Origin of the sequence: Rhizobium anhuiense bv. trifolii, from assembly GCF_024346605.1 — a bacterium.
Taxonomy (GTDB): Bacteria; Pseudomonadota; Alphaproteobacteria; order Rhizobiales; family Rhizobiaceae; genus Rhizobium; species Rhizobium anhuiense.
The window spans coordinates 4005421-4026029 of record NZ_CP098803.1 but is presented as its reverse complement, the minus strand read 5'-3'; the positions used below and the strand labels follow the sequence as shown (position 1 = coordinate 4026029).

Annotated in this window: 15 protein-coding genes and 1 pseudogene; 11 read left to right on the top strand and 5 right to left on the bottom strand. The window is 62.5% G+C overall.

From position 1 onward, the window contains the following. Positions 1 to 135: 135 nt before the first annotated feature. Entirely contained in the window at positions 136 to 1680 is a 1545-nt protein-coding gene (locus NE851_RS28540; protein ID WP_097544920.1) for a cation:proton antiporter, read from the bottom strand. Positions 1681 to 1927: 247 nt separating this feature from the next. Here NE851_RS28540 and NE851_RS28535 point away from each other — a divergent pair, with 247 nt between their 5' ends. The 3 genes from NE851_RS28535 to NE851_RS28525 are packed head-to-tail and all read left to right on the top strand — an operon-like array spanning position 1928 to position 5142. Then, a complete protein-coding gene (locus tag NE851_RS28535) occupies positions 1928 to 2392 on the top strand; it encodes a MarR family winged helix-turn-helix transcriptional regulator (protein ID WP_127431351.1) in 465 nt (154 codons plus the stop codon). Then, positions 2385 to 3608 carry an HlyD family secretion protein gene (locus NE851_RS28530; protein ID WP_127431352.1) on the top strand — a complete coding sequence of 408 codons (1224 nt, stop codon included), beginning with the start codon at positions 2385 to 2387 and terminating at the stop codon, positions 3606 to 3608. Before NE851_RS28535 ends, NE851_RS28530 begins: the two co-directional genes overlap by 8 nt. After that, positions 3601 to 5142 carry a DHA2 family efflux MFS transporter permease subunit gene (locus NE851_RS28525; RefSeq protein ID WP_047618614.1) on the top strand — a complete coding sequence of 514 codons (1542 nt, stop codon included), beginning with the start codon at positions 3601 to 3603 and terminating at the stop codon, positions 5140 to 5142. The genes NE851_RS28530 and NE851_RS28525 overlap by 8 nt, the downstream gene beginning before the upstream one ends. Here the strand turns inward: NE851_RS28525 and NE851_RS28520 are convergent, their stop codons facing one another. The 3 genes from NE851_RS28520 to NE851_RS28510 are packed head-to-tail and all read right to left on the bottom strand — an operon-like array spanning position 5143 to position 7053. Beyond that, positions 5143 to 5760: a DNA-3-methyladenine glycosylase gene (locus NE851_RS28520; RefSeq protein ID WP_047618616.1), complete on the bottom strand. Its 618-nt coding sequence runs from the start codon at positions 5758 to 5760 to the stop codon at positions 5143 to 5145. A gap of 30 nt (positions 5761 to 5790) precedes the next feature. Continuing rightward, complete coding sequence (locus tag NE851_RS28515; protein ID WP_047618619.1) at positions 5791 to 6105, bottom strand: hypothetical protein; 315 nt, start codon at positions 6103 to 6105, stop codon at positions 5791 to 5793. Positions 6106 to 6144: 39 nt separating this feature from the next. Beyond that, complete coding sequence (locus NE851_RS28510) at positions 6145 to 7053, bottom strand: LysR family transcriptional regulator (RefSeq protein WP_047618621.1); 909 nt, start codon at positions 7051 to 7053, stop codon at positions 6145 to 6147. A 119-nt stretch (positions 7054 to 7172) separates the two neighbouring features. On the opposite strand from NE851_RS28510, the gene NE851_RS28505 reads away from it, so the two are divergent. Beyond that, a complete protein-coding gene (locus NE851_RS28505; RefSeq protein ID WP_047618623.1) occupies positions 7173 to 7916 on the top strand; it encodes an SDR family oxidoreductase in 744 nt (247 codons plus the stop codon). Between the two features lie 255 nt (positions 7917 to 8171). Here NE851_RS28505 and NE851_RS28500 read toward each other — a convergent pair whose 3' ends face one another. Next, on the bottom strand, positions 8172 to 9083 hold the full coding sequence (locus NE851_RS28500) for a LysR family transcriptional regulator (RefSeq protein ID WP_047618625.1): 912 nt from the start codon (positions 9081 to 9083) through the stop codon (positions 8172 to 8174). Positions 9084 to 9246: 163 nt separating this feature from the next. Here NE851_RS28500 and NE851_RS28495 point away from each other — a divergent pair, with 163 nt between their 5' ends. The 7 genes and pseudogenes from NE851_RS28495 (at position 9247) to NE851_RS28465 (ending at position 20608) form a co-directional block, all read left to right on the top strand. After that, positions 9247 to 10059, top strand: a complete 813-nt coding sequence (locus NE851_RS28495) for an alpha/beta hydrolase fold domain-containing protein (RefSeq protein ID WP_063474684.1) — start codon at positions 9247 to 9249, stop codon at positions 10057 to 10059. A 46-nt stretch (positions 10060 to 10105) separates the two neighbouring features. Then, positions 10106 to 11296, top strand: coding sequence for an efflux RND transporter periplasmic adaptor subunit (locus NE851_RS28490; protein ID WP_047618627.1), 1191 nt, complete (start codon positions 10106 to 10108; stop codon positions 11294 to 11296). A gap of 118 nt (positions 11297 to 11414) precedes the next feature. Further along, entirely contained in the window at positions 11415 to 14615 is a 3201-nt protein-coding gene (locus NE851_RS28485) for an efflux RND transporter permease subunit (protein WP_063474381.1), read from the top strand. 160 nt (positions 14616 to 14775) lie between these two features. Next, positions 14776 to 15687: an NAD(P)-dependent oxidoreductase gene (locus tag NE851_RS28480; RefSeq protein WP_063474382.1), complete on the top strand. Its 912-nt coding sequence runs from the start codon at positions 14776 to 14778 to the stop codon at positions 15685 to 15687. Continuing rightward, positions 15684 to 17468, top strand: coding sequence for an IlvD/Edd family dehydratase (locus NE851_RS28475; protein WP_047618635.1), 1785 nt, complete (start codon positions 15684 to 15686; stop codon positions 17466 to 17468). Before NE851_RS28480 ends, NE851_RS28475 begins: the two co-directional genes overlap by 4 nt. Positions 17469 to 17598: 130 nt before the next feature. Continuing rightward, a pseudogene (locus NE851_RS28470) lies at positions 17599 to 19415 on the top strand (putative bifunctional diguanylate cyclase/phosphodiesterase). 344 nt (positions 19416 to 19759) lie between these two features. Continuing rightward, a complete protein-coding gene (locus NE851_RS28465) occupies positions 19760 to 20608 on the top strand; it encodes a GNAT family N-acetyltransferase (RefSeq protein WP_063474384.1) in 849 nt (282 codons plus the stop codon). Position 20609 lies beyond the last annotated feature (1 nt).

The window sequence follows — 20609 nt, the reverse complement described above, 5'->3', positions numbered from 1 at the left end:
GAAAGGAAGGCCGGCAGGCAATGTCGATCAGAAAAATCGTAACCCTATGGAATTGGACTATAAACGGCAGCGGCGAAAAATTGCAAATGCCAATTGGTTACGATTTTCGAATCCATCAAAACTTCACAGAGCGCGTCAGCTCTCCACAATCTCGTCTCTGCCCGGCGGCAGGGCGCCGAGTTCGGCCCAGTCGAGTTCCTGTTCCAGCATGTGAAAGACATCGTCGTCGATCTCGCCGGCGCGGCGCATTGCCGCCAGTCTGCGGCGCTTCGCAACGATGACATTGCGGCGCTGCTTGTCGAGCCGGCTGACCTCGCGCGGATGTTTCCCGTCCACGGCGATCTCGCGCTCGGAGGTGTACACGTCGCGCAGGATGCGGGTGGATTTGTCTTCGCCGCCGGCGAGTTCGGCAAGTGCTGCATCGATCAACGTGACACGGGCTCTGGCGAGGTCGCGGTCCACGGAGGTGTCCGGTTCGAATTTCAGGAAACGGATCAGCGGCCCGAGCGTCAGGCCCTGGACGATGAGCGTGCCGAGAACGACGGCGAGCGCGCTGAGCAGGATGATGTCGCGATCGGGGAAGTCGATCGGCAGGGCGAGCGCGGTGGCCAGCGTGACGAGGCCGCGCATGCCGCACCAACCGGCAAGCAGGCTCGTCGCGAAGGTGGGAACGGCCTGTTTCGTGCGCCCGCGCGCGGCAAGAAAGTTGATGACGCGGTTATAAAACAGCACCCAGGCCAGCCGGACGAGAATGACCGTGACGAAAACCATGGTGGCGAAGGTGATTGCGAAATCCAGGCGGCCGGGATCGAGGTCGAGGACGATCTGACGGGCCTGCAGGCCCATCAGCAGGAAGGCCAGCACATTGAGCAGAAAGACCGCGGCCTCCCAGACCGAATAGGAATGGATGCGGTGGCGGGCCGTCTGCCGCTCGGGCATGTAGCGGGCGATGACCATCGCGTAGACGACGATCGCCAGTATTGCCGAAAAGTGTAGCCGCTCGGCGATGATCCACGTGCCGAAAGTGGCGACGAATTCAAGCAGGGTGCCGCCGAGCGTGCCGGCGAGCCTCAGGCCGACGACCATGTAGAGACGGCCCATGAGGTAACCGAGGATGAGGCCGCCCGGCACGGCGAGCGCCAATTCCGCCAGGGCACCGGCGAAGAAGGCGGGGCTCGCGGCGGCTGCCACCGCGGCGCTGAAGATCAGGAGCGCGACGGCGTCGTTCAGGAGGCTTTCGCCCTTCAGGATCACATAGGTCTGGCGCGGCAGGGTGAAGCGGTCGAGCATGGCGGTCGCCGCCGCCGCATCCGGCGGCGCGACGATGGCGCCGAGTGCGACGGCCGCGGCAAGCGGCAGGCCGGCGATCGTCACGCTGACGGTGGCGACGGCGGCGGCCGTCAATATCACGGCGATGGCGGCGAGCGAGAGGAGTGGCAGCCAGTTGTGCCTCAACGTCCTCGGCGGCAGATCATAGGCGGCGTCGAAGAGCACGGGCGCGATCAGCAGCGCCAGCGCAAGCTCGGGATCGATTGCGACCTCAGGCGCCCAAGGCACGGTGGCGACTATGACGCCGGCGATCGCCAGCATTGTCGGATAAGGGATCCGGAACTTCCTGGAGAATTGCAGAAAGACGATCGCCACCAGCAGCAGCGTCAGCATGCTTTCGAAGAACGCCATCGAGCTCCCCAATGCGGCGCCTCCGGCGGAGGCGACGACTACAGGCAGAATTAGGGCGGAGCTAGGCCGCGGCTACCGTCTGGCGTCTGCAACCGGCGAAAGGAAGAACTGCAGGACAAGCCTGAGCCGGCCTGCGGCATTTTCGCCGCTGCTTCCGAATCTGGCATCCCAGCTCTTGTGTGGCGTACATGCTCAATATATCTACCGATATTATAAGTATGCTTATAAATAATGATCGCAGGTTTTCATGAGCGCCACTCCGACCCTTGGCTTCCTTCTCCACGACGTCGCACGGCTGCTGCGCAAGCGGTTCGAGCAGCGCGCGAAGTGTCTCGGGCTGACCCGGTCGCAATGGCAGACGCTTGCCTATCTCTCGAACAATGAAGGCATTCATCAAGGCGGCCTTGCCGAAATCCTCGAAGTCGAACCGATCACACTGGTGCGCATTCTCGACAAGCTCGCCGAACGCGGGCTGATCGAGCGCCGCCAGCACCCGACCGACCGTCGCATCTGGCTGCTCTACATGCGCGACGAGGCGCACCCGCTGCTCGCCGAAATGCGTGAGCTCGGCGACACCACCCGCGCAGAAGCGTTGGACGGCGTCTCCGTCGAGCAGCGCGAGCAGCTTTTCCACATCCTATCCGTAATGAAGACGAACCTGGTTCAGGCATGCCGGAACCCGGTTGACGAGAACGAGACGAACGATGGCTGATAAATTCCCCCTCCGCGTCGTTGCCGACGCCAATGCCAAGACTCCTGTCGAAGAAACGGAAGCGAAACAGCAGGAAACGGTAGCCGAAGCGCCTTCATCCAATTCAGCGCCGGCTGCCGCCGTGGCTGCGCCTGGCGGCAACAAGGTCCGCCGCCGGCGCAGTCTCACGCGGCCGATCCTGTTCGCCCTGCTGCCGGTGGCGCTCGTCGTCGGCGGTTACTATTACGTCAATGGCGGCCAGGTGATGTCGACCGACAACGCCTATATTCAGGCCGACATGGTCGGGCTTACCACCGATGTCTCGGGTATCGTCGAGCAGATCGACGTGCATGAGAACGAGGCGGTCAAGGCGGGGCAGGTGCTCTTCAGCCTGCGGCCGGATTCCTTCAAGATTGCGCTCGATGGCGCCAAGGCGCAGCTCGGCGCGCAGCGCAACCAGATCATGAATCTCAAGGCCAGCTATCAGCAGTCGCTTGCCGAGATCACGCAGGCGCAAGCCGATCTGCCCTATTATCGGGATCAGTTCGATCGGCAGCAAAACCTCGTCAACAACGGCAGCGCGACGCAGTCGGCCTATGACGAAGCCAAGCATAATCTGGAAGCCGCTGAGCAGAAGGTTACCGTCGCCAAGGCGGAAGCCGCAACGACGCTCGCCCAGCTCGGCGGCTCCGCCGATCAGCCGATCGAGGAGAATCCGCTCTACCTGCAAGCCAAGTCGAATGTCGACAACGCCCAGCGCGAACTCGACCACAGCGTCGTCAAGGCGCCGTTCGACGGCATCGTCACCAATGTCAACGCGCTGCAGGTCGGCTCCTATCTGCAGGCGTCGCAGCAGGCCTTCTCGCTTGTTGCCACCGATCACCTTTGGATCGCCGCCAGCCCGAAGGAAACCGAGCTCACTTACGTCAAGCCCGGCCAGACGGCCGAGATCTATGTCGACACCTATCCCGGCGTGAGATGGAAGGGCAAGGTCGAGAGCATCAGCCCGGCCTCCGGCTCCAGCTTTTCGCTGCTGCCGGCGCAGAATACCACGGGCAACTGGGTGAAGGTCGTGCAGCGCATTCCGATGCGCGTCAGCATCCAGGAAACCGAAGGCAAGCCGCCGCTCCGCGTCGGCATGAGCACGGTGGTCGATGTCGAGACCGGCCATGTCCGCGGCCTGCCTGATTTCGTCAACAAGCTTCTGGGCCGGCCTCAGGGCGGGGATCATGAGTAGCGCTTCTGCATCTGCGGCGACGCCGGTTGCCAATCGCGGTGCGATCACGGCCTGCGTCATTCTCGCCGTCATCATGCAGGCGCTGGACACGACGATCGCCAACGTGGCGCTGCCCTATATCCAGGGCAGCGTGTCGGCCTCCGCCGACCAGATCAACTGGGTCTTGACCTCCTATATCGTCGCGGCGGCGATCATGACGCCGCCATCGGGCTTTCTCGCCGCCAAGTTCGGCCGCAAGCGCGTGCTGCTCGTCGCCATCGCCGGCTTCGTGGTTGCTTCGGTGCTCTGCGGCCTGGCGCAATCGCTGAACCAGATCGTTGCCTTCCGCCTGCTGCAGGGCCTGTTCGGCGCATCGCTGGTGCCGCTTTCCCAGGGCATCCTTCTCGATATCTATACCGTGGAGGAGCGCGGCTCGGCCATGGCGCTTTTCGGCGTCTCGGTCATGGTCGGACCGGTCCTCGGCCCAGTCATCGGCGGCTGGCTGACCGACAATATCAGCTGGCGCTGGGTGTTCTACATCAACGTGCCGATCGGCGCGCTTGCTTTCGCCGGTATCGTCATCTTCGTTTCGGAAACGAAGAGGGATGCGCTCGCCAAACTCGATTGGTTCGGCTTCGGGATGATGAGCCTGTTCATCGCCGCGCTGCAGCTCTTCCTCGACCGCGGCGAGCAGCTCGACTGGTTCTCCTCGGGCGAGATCATGCTCGAAGCGATCGTCTGCGCCGCCGCATTCTATCTGCTTCTGGTGCACACGCTGACCGCAGAAAAATCCTTCGTCAATCCGAAGCTGTTTCTCGACCAGAACTTCACGGTCAGCATGATCTTCATCTTCGTGGTTGGCGTCACCTACCTCGCATCGCTGGCGCTGATGACCCCCTATCTGCAGACGCTGATGGGTTATCCCGTCATCACCGCCGGCATCGTCATGGGGCCGCGCGGGCTCGGCACCATGCTGTGCATGTTCATTGTCGGGCGGCTGATCGGCAAGGTCGATACGCGCTTGCTGCTGGTGCTCGGTCTCGGCCTAACCGCCTGGGCGATGTACGACATGACCGGCTGGACGCCCGATGTTTCGCAATGGACGATCGTCTCGGTCGGCTTCATCCAGGGCGCCGGCCTGGGCTTTCTCTTCGTGCCGCTGACGACCATCGCTTTCGCGACGCTGCCGGCCCATATGCGCGGCGACGGCACCGGCCTCTACAATCTGTCGCGCAACATTGGTTCGGCGGTCGGCATCTCGATCGTCTCGGCCCTGATCGTCGAGAACACGCAGAGCAACCATGAATCGATCGCGGCCTATGTGACGCCGTTCAACCATGCCTTCAACGCTGTGGCGGCGCAGGGCCTCAGCCCGGTAACGGCGGCGGGGCGTGCTTCGCTCAACGAGATCATCACGCTGCAGTCGACGATCATCGCCTATATGGACGATTTCAAGCTACTGATGCTGATGTCGCTTGCGGTCATCCCGCTGGTGCTCTTGCTACGCAAGCCGAAGGCGGCGCCCGCCGTCGACCACAGCGCAGTCATGGAATAGTCAGCGAAACGGCTTGCTGAGATAACGCGATCCCTGAATGCCGAAGCGCCACGGAACTTCGGCATTCTTCGTAATGCCGATGCGTTTTCCCGAAACTATAGGCACCGGCGCGGAGGGCGTGAGTGTGTAGGGCGGGCGGTCGAGCAGTCTGTCATTGATCTCGATATCGATGCCGAGCGCCTGACAGAGCTTGCCGGGGCCGCTGCAGAGCGACGTCAGCGCATCGGTGCCGCGTCGCTCCATCATCACGGGGATTCCGGTTTCCGGCTCCAGGGCGCGGATGAGGGCCGCCGAGCCCGGATGGCAGACGAAGTTCAGGCACCAGTACATGCCGTAGATGCGGTAGATATAGACATTGCCCGGCTTGCCGTACATGGCGCCGTTGCGCTTGGTCGGGCCGCGGAAGCTGTGCGAGGCCTCGTCATCGGGGAAATAGGCTTCGGTCTCGGTGATGCGTCCGCCGACGCCATTCACGGTCAGATGGCAGCCGAGCAGGTCGCGGGAGACGGCGATCGCATCGCGCTCGAAAAATGCCCTGAGGCTTTCGCCGGCGAGCGTGCCGGCGCCGATCGCGCCTGATATCGTTCCACCATCGGTCATATCAGACGCAGATAACATCCAGTGTGGCTGCCGTCATCCCAAAAGGCATCAGTGGCCGGCATTCGGATCGCGCATCGGGATCGACGACGATGTGACCGAGACCGGGTCACTCGCCGGGAAGGAATCTTCCAGACCCTCCTCCAGCTCTTCTTCGAGCAAGGCGGGATCCTTGCTGCGCGCGCCGTCGCTATGGGCCGGTTCGATGGCTGCTGCGAGCAGGGTCTTGGCGCGCATGACGGCGTTTTCCGAGGTCAGCTCAGGCGTGCTCCGCAGCGTCACGGCAATGCTGTCTTCGCCTTCGCCGCCGAATTCGACGACGAAACCGTCTTCCGTCTGGTAGACGGTGATATCGTAGAGTGCCATGGCCGTTCTCCGAGGGCGCGCATATTAGCAGGGCGCATTTTAGTGAAGCGCGTTTTCGGAATTTTGTCGAGCGAAGACCTTCACCAGCCAGTCGATGAAGACGCGCACGCGCGGTGAAAGCTGGCGGTTGCGAGGGTAGAGCAGGGAAACCGGCGTCGGGGTCAGTGGAAAATCCTTGAGCACGTGGATCAGCGCTCCCTCGGCAAGGTCCTTTTCGGCGTGATAGCGCGGGATCTGGATCATGCCGAGGCCCATCCTCGCCGCTGAAATATAGCTTTCAGCGGCGTTGACGGCGACGGTGGCGGGAATGGTGATCTCACGCACCGTGCCGTCGACGATGAATTCGAGCGGCAACAGGCTGCCGGTGCTGCTGGACCGGAAGCCGACCATGCGGTGGCCGGCAAGCCGATCCGGGTGCTGCGGCAGGCCATGGGTGGCGATATAATGGGGAGAGGCGAGCGTGATCTCATCCAGCATGGCGACGCGCCGGGCGACCATGTCGCTATCGCCCAACGTGCCGACGCGCAGCACGCAATCGATGCCTTCGCGCACCAGATCGACCAGCCGGTCGCCCTCGCTCATGTAGAATTCGATCTCTGGATAAGTCTCGAGAAAGGACGGCAGGCTCGGCAGCAGGAAATGGCGGGCAAGCGTGCCGTGCACATCGACGCGCAGCAGGCCCTTCGGTTTGGCGCCGGCAAAAGCGCCTTCGGCATCCTCGATATCGGCAAGAATCGACAGGCAGCGCTGGTAATAGGCTTCGCCATCGAGCGTCGCACTGACATGACGTGTCGTGCGCTGGAGCAGGCGCACGCCGAGGCGGGCTTCGAGCTGCTTTACCGCATCGGTAACGGTCGAGCGCGGCAGGCCGGTGTCTTCGGCGGCAAGCGTGAAGCTGCGACGTTCCACGACACGGCAAAACACGCGCATGGCATCGAATCTGTCCATCTATTTGTTCGTTATTCCCGGATAGTTATGGCGAAGAATGCACGATTATCCGCTTTTGGGAAAGGCGCATCTTGTCCTCATCGAAAACGCGCTGCGGCGCAGGATGAAGGAGAAGGACAATGGCTTCCAACGAAAACGGCAAGGTTGCACTCATCACCGGTGCTTCCCGCGGCATCGGCGCAGCAGTCGCTCGACGCCTCGCCAGGGACGGTTTCACCGTCGTCATCAATTATTCCGGCAATGCGGCTCCGGCCGAGGAACTGGCCCGGGAGATCGAGCAGGCCGGCGGCAAAGCGCTGACGGCGAAAGCCGATGTCAGCGAGGCGCAGGCCGTCCGCCGCATGTTCGATGCTGCGGAAACCGCCTTCGGCGGGGTCGACGTGCTCGTCAACAATGCCGGCATCATGATGCTCGCGTCGCTTGCCGAGGCTGACGATGCCAATTTCGACCGCCAGATCGCCGTCAATCTCAAGGGTACCTTCAATACGCTCAGGGAAGCGGCCAAGCGCCTGCGCAACGGCGGCCGGGTCATCAACTTCTCGACCTCGGTCGTCGGTCTGAAGCTCGAAACCTACGGTGTCTACGCCGCCACCAAGGCCGCCGTCGAAACACTGACGGCGATCATGGCCAAGGAGATGCGCGGCCGCAACATCACCGTCAACGCCATCGCGCCCGGCCCTGTGGCCACGGATCTTTTCCTCAGCGGCAAGTCGGACGAACTCATCGCCCGCATGGCGAAGATGAACCCGCTGGAACGTCTCGGCACACCCGAAGACATTGCATCTGCGGTTGCCTTTCTCGCCGGCCCGGACGGCGGCTGGATCAACGGCCAGACGCTGCGCGCCAATGGCGGGATGATCTGACGACAGACCGGCGGCGGCTTCCAGACCGCCGTCATCGCAATTATGTGAACGTGATTGCGGAATTTTTCCTTACAATCCTGCGGAGAGTGCGTATATCTGTTTTATCGCGAGAGAGTGGAATTCCCTGCCGCTCTCTTCCGAACCTCCGGAGCCTGCCGCGCCCATCTGCGGTGCGACAGGCTTGATGTTCAAAGTTGTAAATTGCGGCCCGTCGAAGGTTTTCCCCTGCCTTCCGGGCCGTATTTGTATTGGCGCTTAGACGTCGTTCAGTCTCGCCTCTCCCAGAAGCTTCACCAGCCAGTCGACGAAGACGCGCACCTTGTTACTGAGATGGCGGTTCGGGGGATAGACGACGTAGAGCGGCAGCGCATCGCGGCGCCAATCCGGCAGCACGCGCACGAGCTCGCCCTTCGCAATCGGCTCGCGCGCCATGAAGATCGGCACCTGCGCGATGCCGAGACCCGTCAATGCAGCTGTCAGATAGGTGCGGCTATCGTTGACCGAGGCGATGTAACGCGGACTGGTCTCGATCACCTCCTCGCGCCGGCGAAATTCGAAGGGCAGCGTTCGGTTGTTTTGGGCGCGGAAATAGTTGACGGAGTAGTGGTCAGACTCCAGATCCTCCGGCCGCTCGGGCATGCCGAATTTCTGGATATAGCTCGGCGAAGCACAGGTGATCATCTCGACTTCGGAGACGCGTCGCGCAATCAATGACTGGTCGGCCGGCGTGCCGGCGCGCAGCGCGCAGTCGACATTTTCCGCAAGATAGTCGACCGTGCGGTCGCCGACACCGAGGTCGATGCGGATATCGGGATAACGCTGATAAAAATCGCAGAGTGCGGGAACGACGATCCAATCGGCGAAAGCACCAGCCATCTCGACGCGCAGCCGCCCGCTCGGCAGGCTTTGTGAATTGGAGAGGCTGCCGTCGAGTTCTTCCAACTCCGAAATAATCTGGGCGGCGCGTTCGTAATAAAGCGCGCCGTCCGTGGTTACCATGACCCGGCGCGTCGTACGATTCAAAAGCTTGGTGCGCAGATGCGCCTCAAGGCCCTGGATGAGATTGGTCACTGTTGCCTTGGGCATGGCGAGCATGTCGGCGGCGCGGGTGAAATTGCCCGTCTCCACGACGCGAATGAAGACGCGCATTGCCGAGAGTTGATCCATCGGTTTCAAATCCGCAGTTTGCGTTGCACCATTGTTCGAGATCTGGAACAGTGTTATCGCGATATAGCTTCTTATTCCTTGGTTGGAATAACAATATCTTTTTTATGGAAAATGCAAGCGGCAGCTGTTGTCTGCCTGCGGCCGACGCAAAGAGACCGGAAGCATGACGGTGGAATGGAAAGATATGTTGCTGGATAAGGTGGCCATCGGCCCCGTTTCCGCACGCATCTACCAGGGCGCCGATTACGGCAAGGGGCCGCCGATCGTGCTTTACCTGCATGGCGGCGCCTTTCTCGACAGCGAGAAGAACGTCGACCGGCCGGTGGCGATGAGTCTGGCCAAGGCCGGCGCCATCGTCGTCGCCGCCGACTACAGCAGCCTGTCCGGCAATCTGTTTCCGCAGGCGCTGGAAGTCTCTTTCTCGGTTTTCACTTATCTCGCCAACAAACGCGCCGGTCTTGGCGACCGCAAGTCGCTGCTCTTCGTTGCCGGCGAAGAGGCAGGCGGCAATGTCGCTGCCGGTGTGGCGCTGAAGGCGCGCGACCAGATGCCGGATGCGCTCGACGGCCAGGTGCTGATTTCGCCGCTGCTCGATCCCTTTATGGGTACGTCGTCGATCCGCAAGGCCGAGGCCATCGGCATGCGCCAGCGCTGGACGGAAGGCTGGAGCCATTATCTGAGCGGCGGCGGTTGCCATCCTTATGCGGCGCCGTGCCTCTGTTCGCGTATTTCCGGCGTCGCGCCGGCGCTGATATTCACCGCGGAGGATGATCCTCTGCACGACGAAACAATTGGTTACGGTGCCCGCCTGAAACAGGCCGGCGTCGGTGTGCGCCAGCATGTTCTTCCCGCCGGGACGGGCTGGCCCTCGATTTATGGTGGGAAATCCGACGGAGCGCCCGACTGGCAGGAAAACGTCAGCCGCCATTTCGGAAGCTTCCTTCGGGACGTAAGCGTCCAACCGCAATTGCATTGAAGAAGACCTGATATTTCGGCGGCCTGGGGCCGCAAGGAGAGTACTCATGACGTCCAGAAGTAAGCGCTGGGCCCTGTTGGGCGCCGGCATAGGCCTTGTTGCGTCCGTTTCCGGGGCCGCATTGTTTTTCGAACTGCCGATGAGCACGACCGCCACGGCCGCTTCCGCCCCCGCGCAGGCTCCCGCTGTGCCGGTGACGGTTGCCGTCGTTGCGGCGCGCGACGTGACGGCCTGGGAGAATTTCTCCGGCCGTCTCGAAGCGGTCGACCGGGTGCAGGTGCGTTCCCGTGTTGCCGGCGCCATCCTGTCGGTGGCTTTCCGTGAAGGGGCGCTGGTCAAGCAGGGCGACCTGCTCTTCACCATCGACCCGGCCCCCTACCAGGCGAGCGTGGCGCAGGCGCAAGGTCAGGTCGCTTCGGCCGAAGCCAAGGTCAGTCTGGCTCAGACCGAACTCGACCGCGGCCGCAGGCTTTCCGACAATCGCACCATCTCCCAGAGCGATCTCGATCAGCGCCAGAGTTCACTGGCCGAGGCTCAGGCGGGGCTGCGTTCGGCGCAGGCCGCCCTGCAGTCGGCCCAGCTCGATCTCGATTACACCGAGGTGCGGGCTCCGGTTTCCGGCCGCATCGGCAAGATCGAGGTGACCGCCGGTAACCTCGTCGCGGCCGGTTCGACCTCGCCGGCGCTGACGACGCTCGTTTCCGTCGATCCGATCTATGCGAGCTTCAATGCCAGCGAAGAGATGGTGACGCGCGCGCTCGCCCAGCTTCCGCAGACGGACAGCGCCCTGCCTGCCGTCGAAGAGATCCCGGTCGAGGTCGGCACGCTGACCGACAGCGGTACCCCGATCAAGGGCAAGCTGCAGCTGATCGACAACGAGGTGGATGCATCAAGCGGCACGATCGGCGTGCGGGCCGTCTTCGACAATCCGGGCGGACGCCTCATCCCCGGCCAGTTCGTGCGGGTGCGCATGGGCCAGCCGAAGGCCGAGAACAAGATCGTCATCAGCGACCGTGCCGTCGGCACGGACCAGGACAAGAAGTTCGTCTTCGTCGTCGATGGCGAGAACAAGGTCGCCTATCGGCAGGTCCAGCTCGGCACGCTGGCTGACGGCCAGCGGGTCGTCGAAAGCGGCCTGAACGTCGGCGAAAAGATCGTCGTCAACGGTCTGCAGCGCATCCGTCCAGGCGCCGTCGTCGCACCTCAGATGGAAGAGAAGGTCGCGACCGCGCAGTAAAGACTTTGCCTTCCCCTCCGGGGGAAGGCCAACACCCGAAATGATATGACCCGCCGGCGGCTCCCAAACCGCCGGAGAGGGACGTTGTATCCATGTTCACCCCGGAGAGGGCTTTGATATGAACATCTCCAGATTCTTTGTCGACCGCCCGGTCTTTGCCGGCGTTCTTTCGGTCCTCATCCTGGTTGCCGGCTTGATCGGCCTGCGCGCGCTGCCGATTTCCGAATATCCGGAGGTCGTGCCGCCGTCGATCGTCGTGCGCGCCACCTACCCCGGCGCCAATCCGTCCGTCATCGCGGAAACGGTGGCAACGCCGCTCGAAGAGCAGATCAACGGCGTCGAGGGCATGCTCTACATGTCCAGCCAGGCGACATCGGACGGTGTGCTCAACGTGACCGTCACCTTCAAGCTCGGCACCGACGCGGACAAGGCGCAGCAGCTCGTGCAGAACCGCGTCAGCCAAGCCGAACCGCGGCTGCCGTCGGAAGTCCGGGCCCTCGGTATCACCACGGTCAAGAGCTCGCCCGACTTCATCATGGTCGTCAACCTCGTCTCTGACGGCGACAATCACGACATTACCTATCTTCGCAATTACGCGACGCTGAATATCAAGGATCGGCTCGCCCGTATCGCAGGCGTCGGTCAGGTGCAGGTCTTCGGCGCCGGCGACTATTCCATGCGGGTCTGGATCGATCCGCAGAAGGCGGCCGAGCATGATCTCGCCGCCAGCGACATCAGCAACGCCATCAGCTCCCAGAACGTTCAGGCCGCCGCTGGCATCATCGGCGCTTCGCCGAGCCAGCCGGGTGTGGACCTGCAGCTGAATGTGAATGCCCAGGGCCGTCTGCGCACGCCCGAGGAGTTCGGCAGCATCATCGTCAAGACGGGCGCCAATGGCGAGATCACCCGCCTTCGCGATGTCGCCCGCATCGAGCTCGGTGCTGCGGACTATACGTTGCGTTCGCTGCTTGACGGCAAGCCGGCCGTTGCCGTTGCCGTCCTTCAGGCGCCTGGTTCGAACGCGATCGAGATCGCGGACAATGTGCGCGCCACCATGGACCAGCTGCAGCTCGCCATGCCCCAGGGCGTCAAATACGAGATCGTCTACGATACGACGAAGTTCGTACGCGCCTCGATCGAGAAGGTCATCGACACGCTGCTCGAAGCCATTGCGCTCGTCGTCCTCGTCGTCATCCTGTTCCTGCAGACGTGGCGCGCCTCGATCATTCCGCTGATCGCGGTTCCGGTATCGATCATCGGTACCTTCGCGGTCATGTATGTCTTCGGCTTCTCGATCAACGCGCTCAGTCTGTTCGGGCTGGTGCTTGCGATCGGTATCGTTGTCGACGACGCGATCGTGGTGGTGGAAAACGTCGAGCGCAATATCGAACATGGCCTGTCGCCACGGGCTGCGACCTACAAGGCGATGAAGGAAGTCTCCGGTCCGATCGTTGCGATCGCGCTGGTCCTCGTCGCCGTCTTCGTCCCGCTCGCCTTCATCTCCGGCCTGTCGGGACAGTTCTATCGCCAGTTCGCGCTGACGATCGCAATCTCGACCGTCATCTCGGCCTTCAACTCGCTGACGCTCTCTCCGGCGCTGGCTGCTCTTCTCCTGAAGGGCCATGATCAGCCGAAGGACTGGCTGACGCGATTCATGGACGCCATCTTCGGCTGGTTCTTCCGCGGCTTCAACCGTGTCTTCGGCGCGGGTTCGAATGCCTACGGCAAGGGCGTGGGTGGGCTCTTGTCGCGCAAAAGCATCGTCATGGTGATCTATCTGGCGCTGGTTGGTGCGACCTACAGCATGTTCAGCACGGTCCCCGGCGGCTTCGTGCCGTCTCAGGACAAGCAGTATCTGATCGGCTTCGCCCAGTTGCCGGATGCTGCAAGCCTCGACCGCACGGAAGACGTCATCAAGCGCATGACCGATATCGCGCTGGCGCAGCCGGGCGTTGCCAATGCGATCGCCTTCCCGGGGCTGTCGATCAACGGCTTCACCAACTCCTCGAATGCCGGCATCGTCTTCGTGACGCTGAAGGACTTCGAAGAGCGCAAGACGCCGGATCTCTCGGGCGGCGCAATCGCTATGGCGCTGAACCAGAAATTCGGCGCCATCCAGGATGCCTTCATCGCCATGTTCCCGCCGCCGCCGGTCAATGGTCTCGGCACGACAGGCGGCTTCAAGCTGCAGATCGAGGATCGTGCCGGCCTCGGCAACCAGGCGCTCGACGAGGCCACGAAGGCAGTGCTTGCAAAGGCCTACCAGACGCCTGAGCTTGCGGGGCTGTTCTCCAGCTTCCAGATCAACGTGCCGCAGCTCTATGCCGATCTCGACCGCGCCAAGGCCGAGCAGCTCGGGGTTTCCGTCACCGACGTCTTCCAGACGCTGCAGATTTATCTCGGTTCGCTTTATGTGAACGATTTCAACGCCTTCGGCCGCACTTACAGCGTCCGTGTGCAGGCCGATGCGAAATTCCGCGCCCAGCCGGAAGACATCGGGCAGTTGAAGGTCCGTTCGGCATCGGGCGAGATGATCCCGCTTTCGGCGCTGCTGAAGGTGGAGCCAAGCACTGGTCCGGAGCGTGCGAACCGCTACAACGGCTTCCTCGCTGCCGATATCAACGGCGGTCCGGCACCGGGCTTCTCGTCCGGCCAGGCGCAGGCGGCAATCGAGAAGATCCTTCACGAGACCCTGCCGGCGGGCATCGACTTCGAATGGACGGATCTGACCTATCAGCAGATCCTTGCCGGCAATTCGAGCATTGTCGTCTTCCCCCTGGCTCTGCTGCTCGTTTTCCTCGTGCTGGCCGCCCAGTATGAAAGCCTGACGCTGCCGCTTGCGATCATCATGATCGTGCCGATGGGCGTTCTGGCCGCACTGACGGGCGTCTGGCTCACGGGTGGAGACAACAACATCTTCACTCAGATCGGTCTTGTCGTCCTTGTCGGCCTATCGGCGAAGAACGCGATCCTCATCGTGGAATTCGCCCGCGAACTGGAGTTCGAGGGAAGGACACCGCGGGAGGCCGCGATCGAGGCCAGCCGCCTTCGCCTTCGCCCGATCCTGATGACCTCGCTCGCCTTCATCATGGGCGTCGTGCCGCTCGTCGTCTCCACAGGCGCCGGCTCGGAAATGCGCGCCGCCATGGGGGTCGCGGTCTTCTCGGGTATGATCGGCGTGACCTTCTTCGGCATCTTCATGACGCCGGTTTTCTACGTGCTGCTGCGGCGGCTGACGGGCAACCGTCCGCTCGTCCAGCACAAGCCGGACGAACACAAGGAAGAAGAGGCGGAGGTTATCCGGCTCGCGGCGGAATAAACGGAATTCAACCTTCCTTTGTCGAGTAAATCGGGCGGGAACTTCGGTTCTCGCCCGTATCGTTTGGGGCGTTCGATAAAAATGCGCTACGTCCGTCAAAACGGTTTGCATCGCGGAACGAGGGGACTATCAAAGGTGGACAACGGTTTGGGAGGACTGAATGACGAGTTCGAGAAAAGGTCATGACGGCAGGCGGATCGCCTTTCTCGGCACCGGCCTGATGGGCGCGCCCATGGCTCGCCGGCTGCTTGCCGGAGGCTTTGCCGTCATCGTCTGGAATCGCGATTCCAGCAAGGCCGAGGCGCTTGCGGAAGACGGCGCGGTTTGCGTGAAAACACCTGCGGATGCCGTTTCCGGCGCCGACGTCGTCATCACCATGCTGACCAATGCCGGGGCGGTGGAGGACGTGTTGTTCGACCGGGGCGCGGCCGATGCGATGGCGCCGGGCACCGCCGTCATCGACATGAGTTCGATTGCCCCGCATTTCGCCCGCGATCATTCGGCGAGGCTTGCCGAACTCGGCATCCAGCATGTCGATGCGCCGGTATCCGGCGGTGTCGTCGGGGCGGAAGCCGGTACGCTCGCGATCATGGCGGGCGGCGACAAGGACGTGATCGACGGACTTGCGGATGTCTTTGCGCCGATGGGGCGGGTAACCCGCGTCGGTCCGAGCGGGGCGGGCCAGCTCGCCAAGCTCGCCAACCAGCAGATCGTTGCCGTGACGATCGGCGCCGTCGCCGAAGCGATGTTGCTGATCGAGGCGGGCGGCGGCTCGCCGGCGGCCTTCCGAGACGCCATTCGCGGCGGCTTTGCCGAGAGCCGCATCCTGGAACTCCACGGCAAGCGCATGGTCGAGCGGCAGTTTACTCCAGGCGGTTCGTCCAGCAACCAGCTGAAGGATCTGAACGCCGCCATGGCGACGGCCAAGACCCTGTCGCTGACGCTGCCGCTGACGGCGGCGGTGCATGCCGAATTCAGCGAATTCGTCGCCAACGGCAATGGCGAAAAGGATCACAGCGGCCTGCTTCTCCATCTCGAAGAGAAGAACGGCCGGCCGGGAGGAAAGCAGTGACGGACAGCCATTCGCCGCAGCGGCGCCTGCGCTCGCAAGATTGGTTCGACAATCCCGATCATATCGACATGGCGGCGCTCTATCTCGAGCGTTTCATGAATTACGGCATCACGCCGGAAGAGCTGCGCTCCGGCAAGCCGATCATCGGGATTGCCCAGAGCGGCAGCGATCTCACGCCTTGCAACAGGGTGCATGTCGAACTTGCCAAACGCGTGCGCGACGGCATCCGCGACGCCGGTGGCATTCCAATCGAGTTTCCGACGCATCCGATCTTCGAGAATTGCAAGCGCCCGACGGCCGCACTCGACCGCAACCTCGCCTATCTCGGTCTCGTCGAGATCCTCTACGGCTATCCGCTCGACGGCGTTGTGCTGACCACCGGCTGCGACAAGACCACACCTTCGGCGATCATGGCGGCTTCGACGGTCGATATTCCGGCGATCGTGCTCTCCGGCGGCCCGATGCTCGACGGCTGGCATGAAGGGGAACTGGCCGGCTCCGGCACGGTGATCTGGCGGATGCGGCGAAAATATGCGGCAGGTGAGATCGACCGGGAAGAATTCCTGCAGGCCGCACTCGATTCGGCTCCCTCCGTCGGCCATTGCAATACGATGGGCACCGCTTCGACGATGAATGCATTGGCCGAAGCGCTCGGTCTTTCGCTGACAGGCTGCGGCGCCATTCCGGCCGCCTACCGTGAGCGCGGCCAGATGGCCTACCGCACCGGGCGGCGCGCCGTCGAGATCGTGTTCGAGGATCTGAAGCCGTCGGACATCCTGACGCGCGAGGCTTTCCTCAATGCGATCCGCACCAATTCGGCGATCGGCGGCTCGACCAACGCGCAGCCGCATCTGGCTGCGATGGCCAAGCACGCCGGCGTCGAACTCCATCCGGACGACTGGCAGGTGCACGGCTTCGATATCCCGCTGCTGGCCAATGTCCAGCCGGCCGGCGTCTATCTTGGCGAGCGCTATCATCGCGCCGGCGGCACGCCGGCGATCATGTGGGAACTGCTGCAAGTGGGGAAACTCGATGGTAACTGTCGCACGGTGACCGGCAGGACGATGGCCGAGAACCTGGAGGGCAGGCAAGCGCGCGACCGCGAAGTCATCAAGCCATTCGCCGAGCCGCTGAAGGAGCGGGCGGGCTTCCTCGTTCTCAAGGGCAATCTCTTCGATTTCGCCATCATGAAGATGAGCGTCGTCTCAGAGGATTTCCGCCGGCGCTATCTTCAGGAACCCGGGCACGAAGGCGTCTTTGAGGGCAGGGCGGTGGTCTTCGACGGTTCCGAGGACTATCACAAGCGCATCAATGAACCCGAACTCGGCATCGACGAGAATACCATCCTCGTCATCCGCGGCGCCGGGCCGATCGGCTGGCCGGGTTCGGCTGAGGTCGTCAACATGCAGCCACCGGATCACCTCCTAAAGCGTGGTATCCGCAGCCTGCCGACGATCGGCGACGGTCGCCAATCGGGCACGGCGGACAGTCCCTCTATCCTCAACGCCTCGCCGGAAAGTGCGGCCGGCGGCGGCCTCGCCTGGCTTCGTAGCGGCGACATCATCCGCATCGACTTCAACGAGGGGCGCTGCGACATGCTGGTCGATGACGCCGAGATCGAACGGCGCAAGGGTGAGGGTATTCCGCCGGTACCGGCGGATGCGACGCCGTGGCAGCAGATCTACCGTCGAACGGTCACGCAATTGTCGGACGGCGCGGTGCTGGAGGGGGCGACGGAATTCCGCCGGATCGCGAAAAACCCGCCGCGGCACAACCATTGATCTCGAGATACGGTAGACTGCAAGTTCCTTGATCCAAAAGGGGAAAGTCGTAACGAACAGTTCACCTAGTCACGAGTTCGATCATCAAGACAAGGCTTCATTAATGCCGGCCTGAGACCATATTGCAGTTATGCAAGCTTCTAAGGCTAGACCGCGTTGCCAGAAAATAAACCCACACGATCCGAACAAGAGTTTCAGGATCTTCTGCGCCGGCTCGAACTCGCTCTCGATGCATCGCGGATCGGTGTCTGGGAGCACAGTATCGCGAAGAACGGGATCTTATGGGACGCGCAGATGCACCGGCTCTACGAGACCGGCGAGTCGTTCCGGGAGGTGCCGGCATGGCTCTGGTCGAATGCCATCCATCCCGACGATCGCGAGCAGGCCGAACGCGACTTCGACCACGCGATTGCGACACGGGGCGCCTATAATTCGCAATTCCGGATCGTGCTGCCGAGCGGCGAAATCCGCCATCTGCGCTCGCGCGCGCATTTCTACGTGGATGCGGAGGGGTCGCCTTCCTTCATCGGCGCCGAATGGGATGTGACTGCCGACGTACAGCTCAACGCGGAGCTGGCGCGGCAGAAGCTGGTGGCCGAGGCGAGAGCGCTGGCGCTCGAGGAAAGCAATGCGCGCATCGAGCATGTCGCCGATCACGATTATCTCACCGGCTTGTCGAACCGGCGCCTTCTCGACAAGCGGCTCGCGGAGCTGCCGGCCGACAAGAGCATCACGACGCTCGCGGTCCTGCATCTCGACCTCGACCAATTCAAGCAGATCAACGACAGCCACGGTCATGCGGCCGGAGACGCCGTGCTCAGGGCGGCAGCTCTTCGCATTACCGCTGCCATTCCCGCGAATGGCATGGTCGCCCGCGTCGGCGGCGATGAATTCGTCATCGTGCTGGTGAATTTCACCGATCTCACGGAACTGAAGCTGATCACCGAGGACCTCCAGCGCCGATTGCGCAAGAAGATCCGCTTCGGTCAGGAGATGCTGCAATCCGGCGCCTCGATCGGCGTATCCTGGAGCGGCGATCGGCGAGCGCGCAACCTGCTGGCCGAATCCGACCTGGCGCTCTACCAGGCCAAGAAGCTCGGGCGCAATCGCGTCGAATTCTTCACGCGGCAACTGCAGGAGGATCTGCGGGCCAAGCGCCGGCTAGCCGAAGAGCTGAAGCTCGGGCTGGAGCGCGGAGAGATCGTTCCCTATTATCAGGTGCAGCTCGACGCTAGGACACGGGAGGTCATCGGCTTCGAGGCGCTGGCGCGGTGGAAACATCCGGAAAAGGGTGTGCTCGCCCCGGGGATATTCCTGAAGATTGCCGATGAGCACGGACTTGCGGCGGAGATCGACGCGGCGATCCTCAAAAACGTTCTCCAAGACCGGCTGTTCTGGCTGTTGCGCGGCTTTGCGGTTCCGCGCATCGCCGTCAATATCTCGGCGTCGCGCCTTGCCGATCCGGCATTGCTCAACAAGCTGAGGAAACTCGACATCCCGCCCGGTGTGATCGTTTTCGAACTGGTCGAAACGATTTTTCTCGACGACAGCGACGAAAAACTGCTCGAGCATATCGGCGATATCAAACAGATGGGCATCGACATCGAGATCGATGATTTCGGATCGGGCCATGCCTCGCTCATCGGTCTCGTCAAGCTGCGGCCGAAGCGGCTGAAGATCGACCGGCAGCTCGTCACCGAGGTCGTCAGCTCCGCCGAGCAGCGGCGGGTGGTGGGGTCGATCGTGGAAATCGCCAAGGCGCTCGATGTCGAGGTGATCGCCGAGGGCATCGAGACCGAGGCGCATGCCGTCGTGCTGGCGCAGCTCGGCTGCGACGGCCTGCAGGGTTATGCCTTCGGTTATCCCGCCCCGGCCGCAGAGACCGACCGTCTTTTCGCATCGACGGCGAGCGGCATCGAAAAGCAGAAGACCGCGACGGGCGGTTGAACGGCCGGTGATCCTTTTTGCCGGCTGGCGAAAATGATTTCGGCCGGAATGCTCTCCTCGCCTTTCGGATCAGGCAGGCGATATCCTGTCGGCGCGGCACTTTATTTGCCGCGGCAGGAAGATAAATGGGACACAAGTAATTTGCTTGAGCTTGCAACCGCATTGTTTCATGGTAAGGCGGAAACGAAGCTTTCTGCATTGCATCGAAAAATGATTATACGCGTCGTCAACACCATGAGCGCGGTTCTCCATCATTGACAGATGCAATCGGGGCGCTTGGGGCCTGACAATTGCTTTGCCGTTGCTGGGATGGACTTGCGGGACATTCAATCTGGGAAGGTCGCATGAATTCGGAATTTGCCGTTCGTTCGATGCGGCCCGGCGAACTGGAACTCGTACTCGAATGGGCGCGTCAGGAGGGCTGGAACCCGGGCCTCGATGATTCGCTTGCATTTCTCGAGGCCGATCCGTCGGGATTTTTCGTCGGCTCCATCGGTGAAGTCCCCGTCGGATCGATCTCGGTCGTCAAGTATGGCGAGAGTTTTGCCTTCCTGGGCCTCTACATCGTCCATCCCGATTTCCGCGGCAAGGGTTACGGCAAGGCGATCTGGGAGGCCGGCATCGCCAGCGCGGGAGACCGGACGATCGGTCTCGACGGCGTTGCCGCACAACAGGACAATTACCGCAAGGCGGGCTTCGAGCCTGCCTCTTCCACCATTCGCTACGGCGGTGTCGCCACCTCCTTGCCGGTTTCGACGCTGGTCGCGCAGCCGGTGCTCGATTCGCGTCTCGAAGGCCTGCAGCGGTATGATTCGGCGATCTTTCCGCAGCCGCGCGATGCCTTTCTTGCCGCCTGGTGCACCGGCCGCAAGGGCCGTCGCTCGGCGGTGGTGCGTAAGAGCGGCAAGATCCGCGGTTACGGCACGATCCGCCGCTGCTACGAGGGCTACAAGATCGGCCCGCTCTTTGCCAACGATGCCGACAGCGCCGCGGCGCTGCTTGCCGAATTGATCCCCGAGGCGAAGGGGGCTGCGATCTTCATCGACATTCCGGCGGAGAACCACGAGGCGGTCGCGCTTGCCGAAGGCCTCGGCCTTCAACCGGTGTTCGAGACGACGCGCATGTATCGCGGGCCGGCGCCGGCCATCCCGCTGAAACACGTCTTCGGTGTGACGACGCTGGAGCTTGGTTAGG

Bases quoted from the DNA above. Each gene is read 5' to 3' on its own strand.
- NE851_RS28540 (WP_097544920.1), bottom strand. From the start codon at position 1,680: ATGGCGTTCTTCGAAAGCATGCTGACGCTGCTGCTGGTGGCGATCGTC.
- NE851_RS28535 (WP_127431351.1), top strand. From the start codon at position 1,928: ATGAGCGCCACTCCGACCCTTGGCTTCCTTCTCCACGACGTCGCACGG.
- NE851_RS28530 (WP_127431352.1), top strand. From the start codon at position 2,385: ATGGCTGATAAATTCCCCCTCCGCGTCGTTGCCGACGCCAATGCCAAG.
- NE851_RS28525 (WP_047618614.1), top strand. From the start codon at position 3,601: ATGAGTAGCGCTTCTGCATCTGCGGCGACGCCGGTTGCCAATCGCGGT.
- NE851_RS28520 (WP_047618616.1), bottom strand. From the start codon at position 5,760: ATGTTATCTGCGTCTGATATGACCGATGGTGGAACGATATCAGGCGCG.
- NE851_RS28515 (WP_047618619.1), bottom strand. From the start codon at position 6,105: ATGGCACTCTACGATATCACCGTCTACCAGACGGAAGACGGTTTCGTC.
- NE851_RS28510 (WP_047618621.1), bottom strand. From the start codon at position 7,053: ATGGACAGATTCGATGCCATGCGCGTGTTTTGCCGTGTCGTGGAACGT.
- NE851_RS28505 (WP_047618623.1), top strand. From the start codon at position 7,173: ATGGCTTCCAACGAAAACGGCAAGGTTGCACTCATCACCGGTGCTTCC.
- NE851_RS28500 (WP_047618625.1), bottom strand. From the start codon at position 9,083: ATGGATCAACTCTCGGCAATGCGCGTCTTCATTCGCGTCGTGGAGACG.
- NE851_RS28495 (WP_063474684.1), top strand. From the start codon at position 9,247: ATGACGGTGGAATGGAAAGATATGTTGCTGGATAAGGTGGCCATCGGC.
- NE851_RS28490 (WP_047618627.1), top strand. From the start codon at position 10,106: ATGACGTCCAGAAGTAAGCGCTGGGCCCTGTTGGGCGCCGGCATAGGC.
- NE851_RS28485 (WP_063474381.1), top strand. From the start codon at position 11,415: ATGAACATCTCCAGATTCTTTGTCGACCGCCCGGTCTTTGCCGGCGTT.
- NE851_RS28480 (WP_063474382.1), top strand. From the start codon at position 14,776: ATGACGAGTTCGAGAAAAGGTCATGACGGCAGGCGGATCGCCTTTCTC.
- NE851_RS28465 (WP_063474384.1), top strand. From the start codon at position 19,760: ATGAATTCGGAATTTGCCGTTCGTTCGATGCGGCCCGGCGAACTGGAA.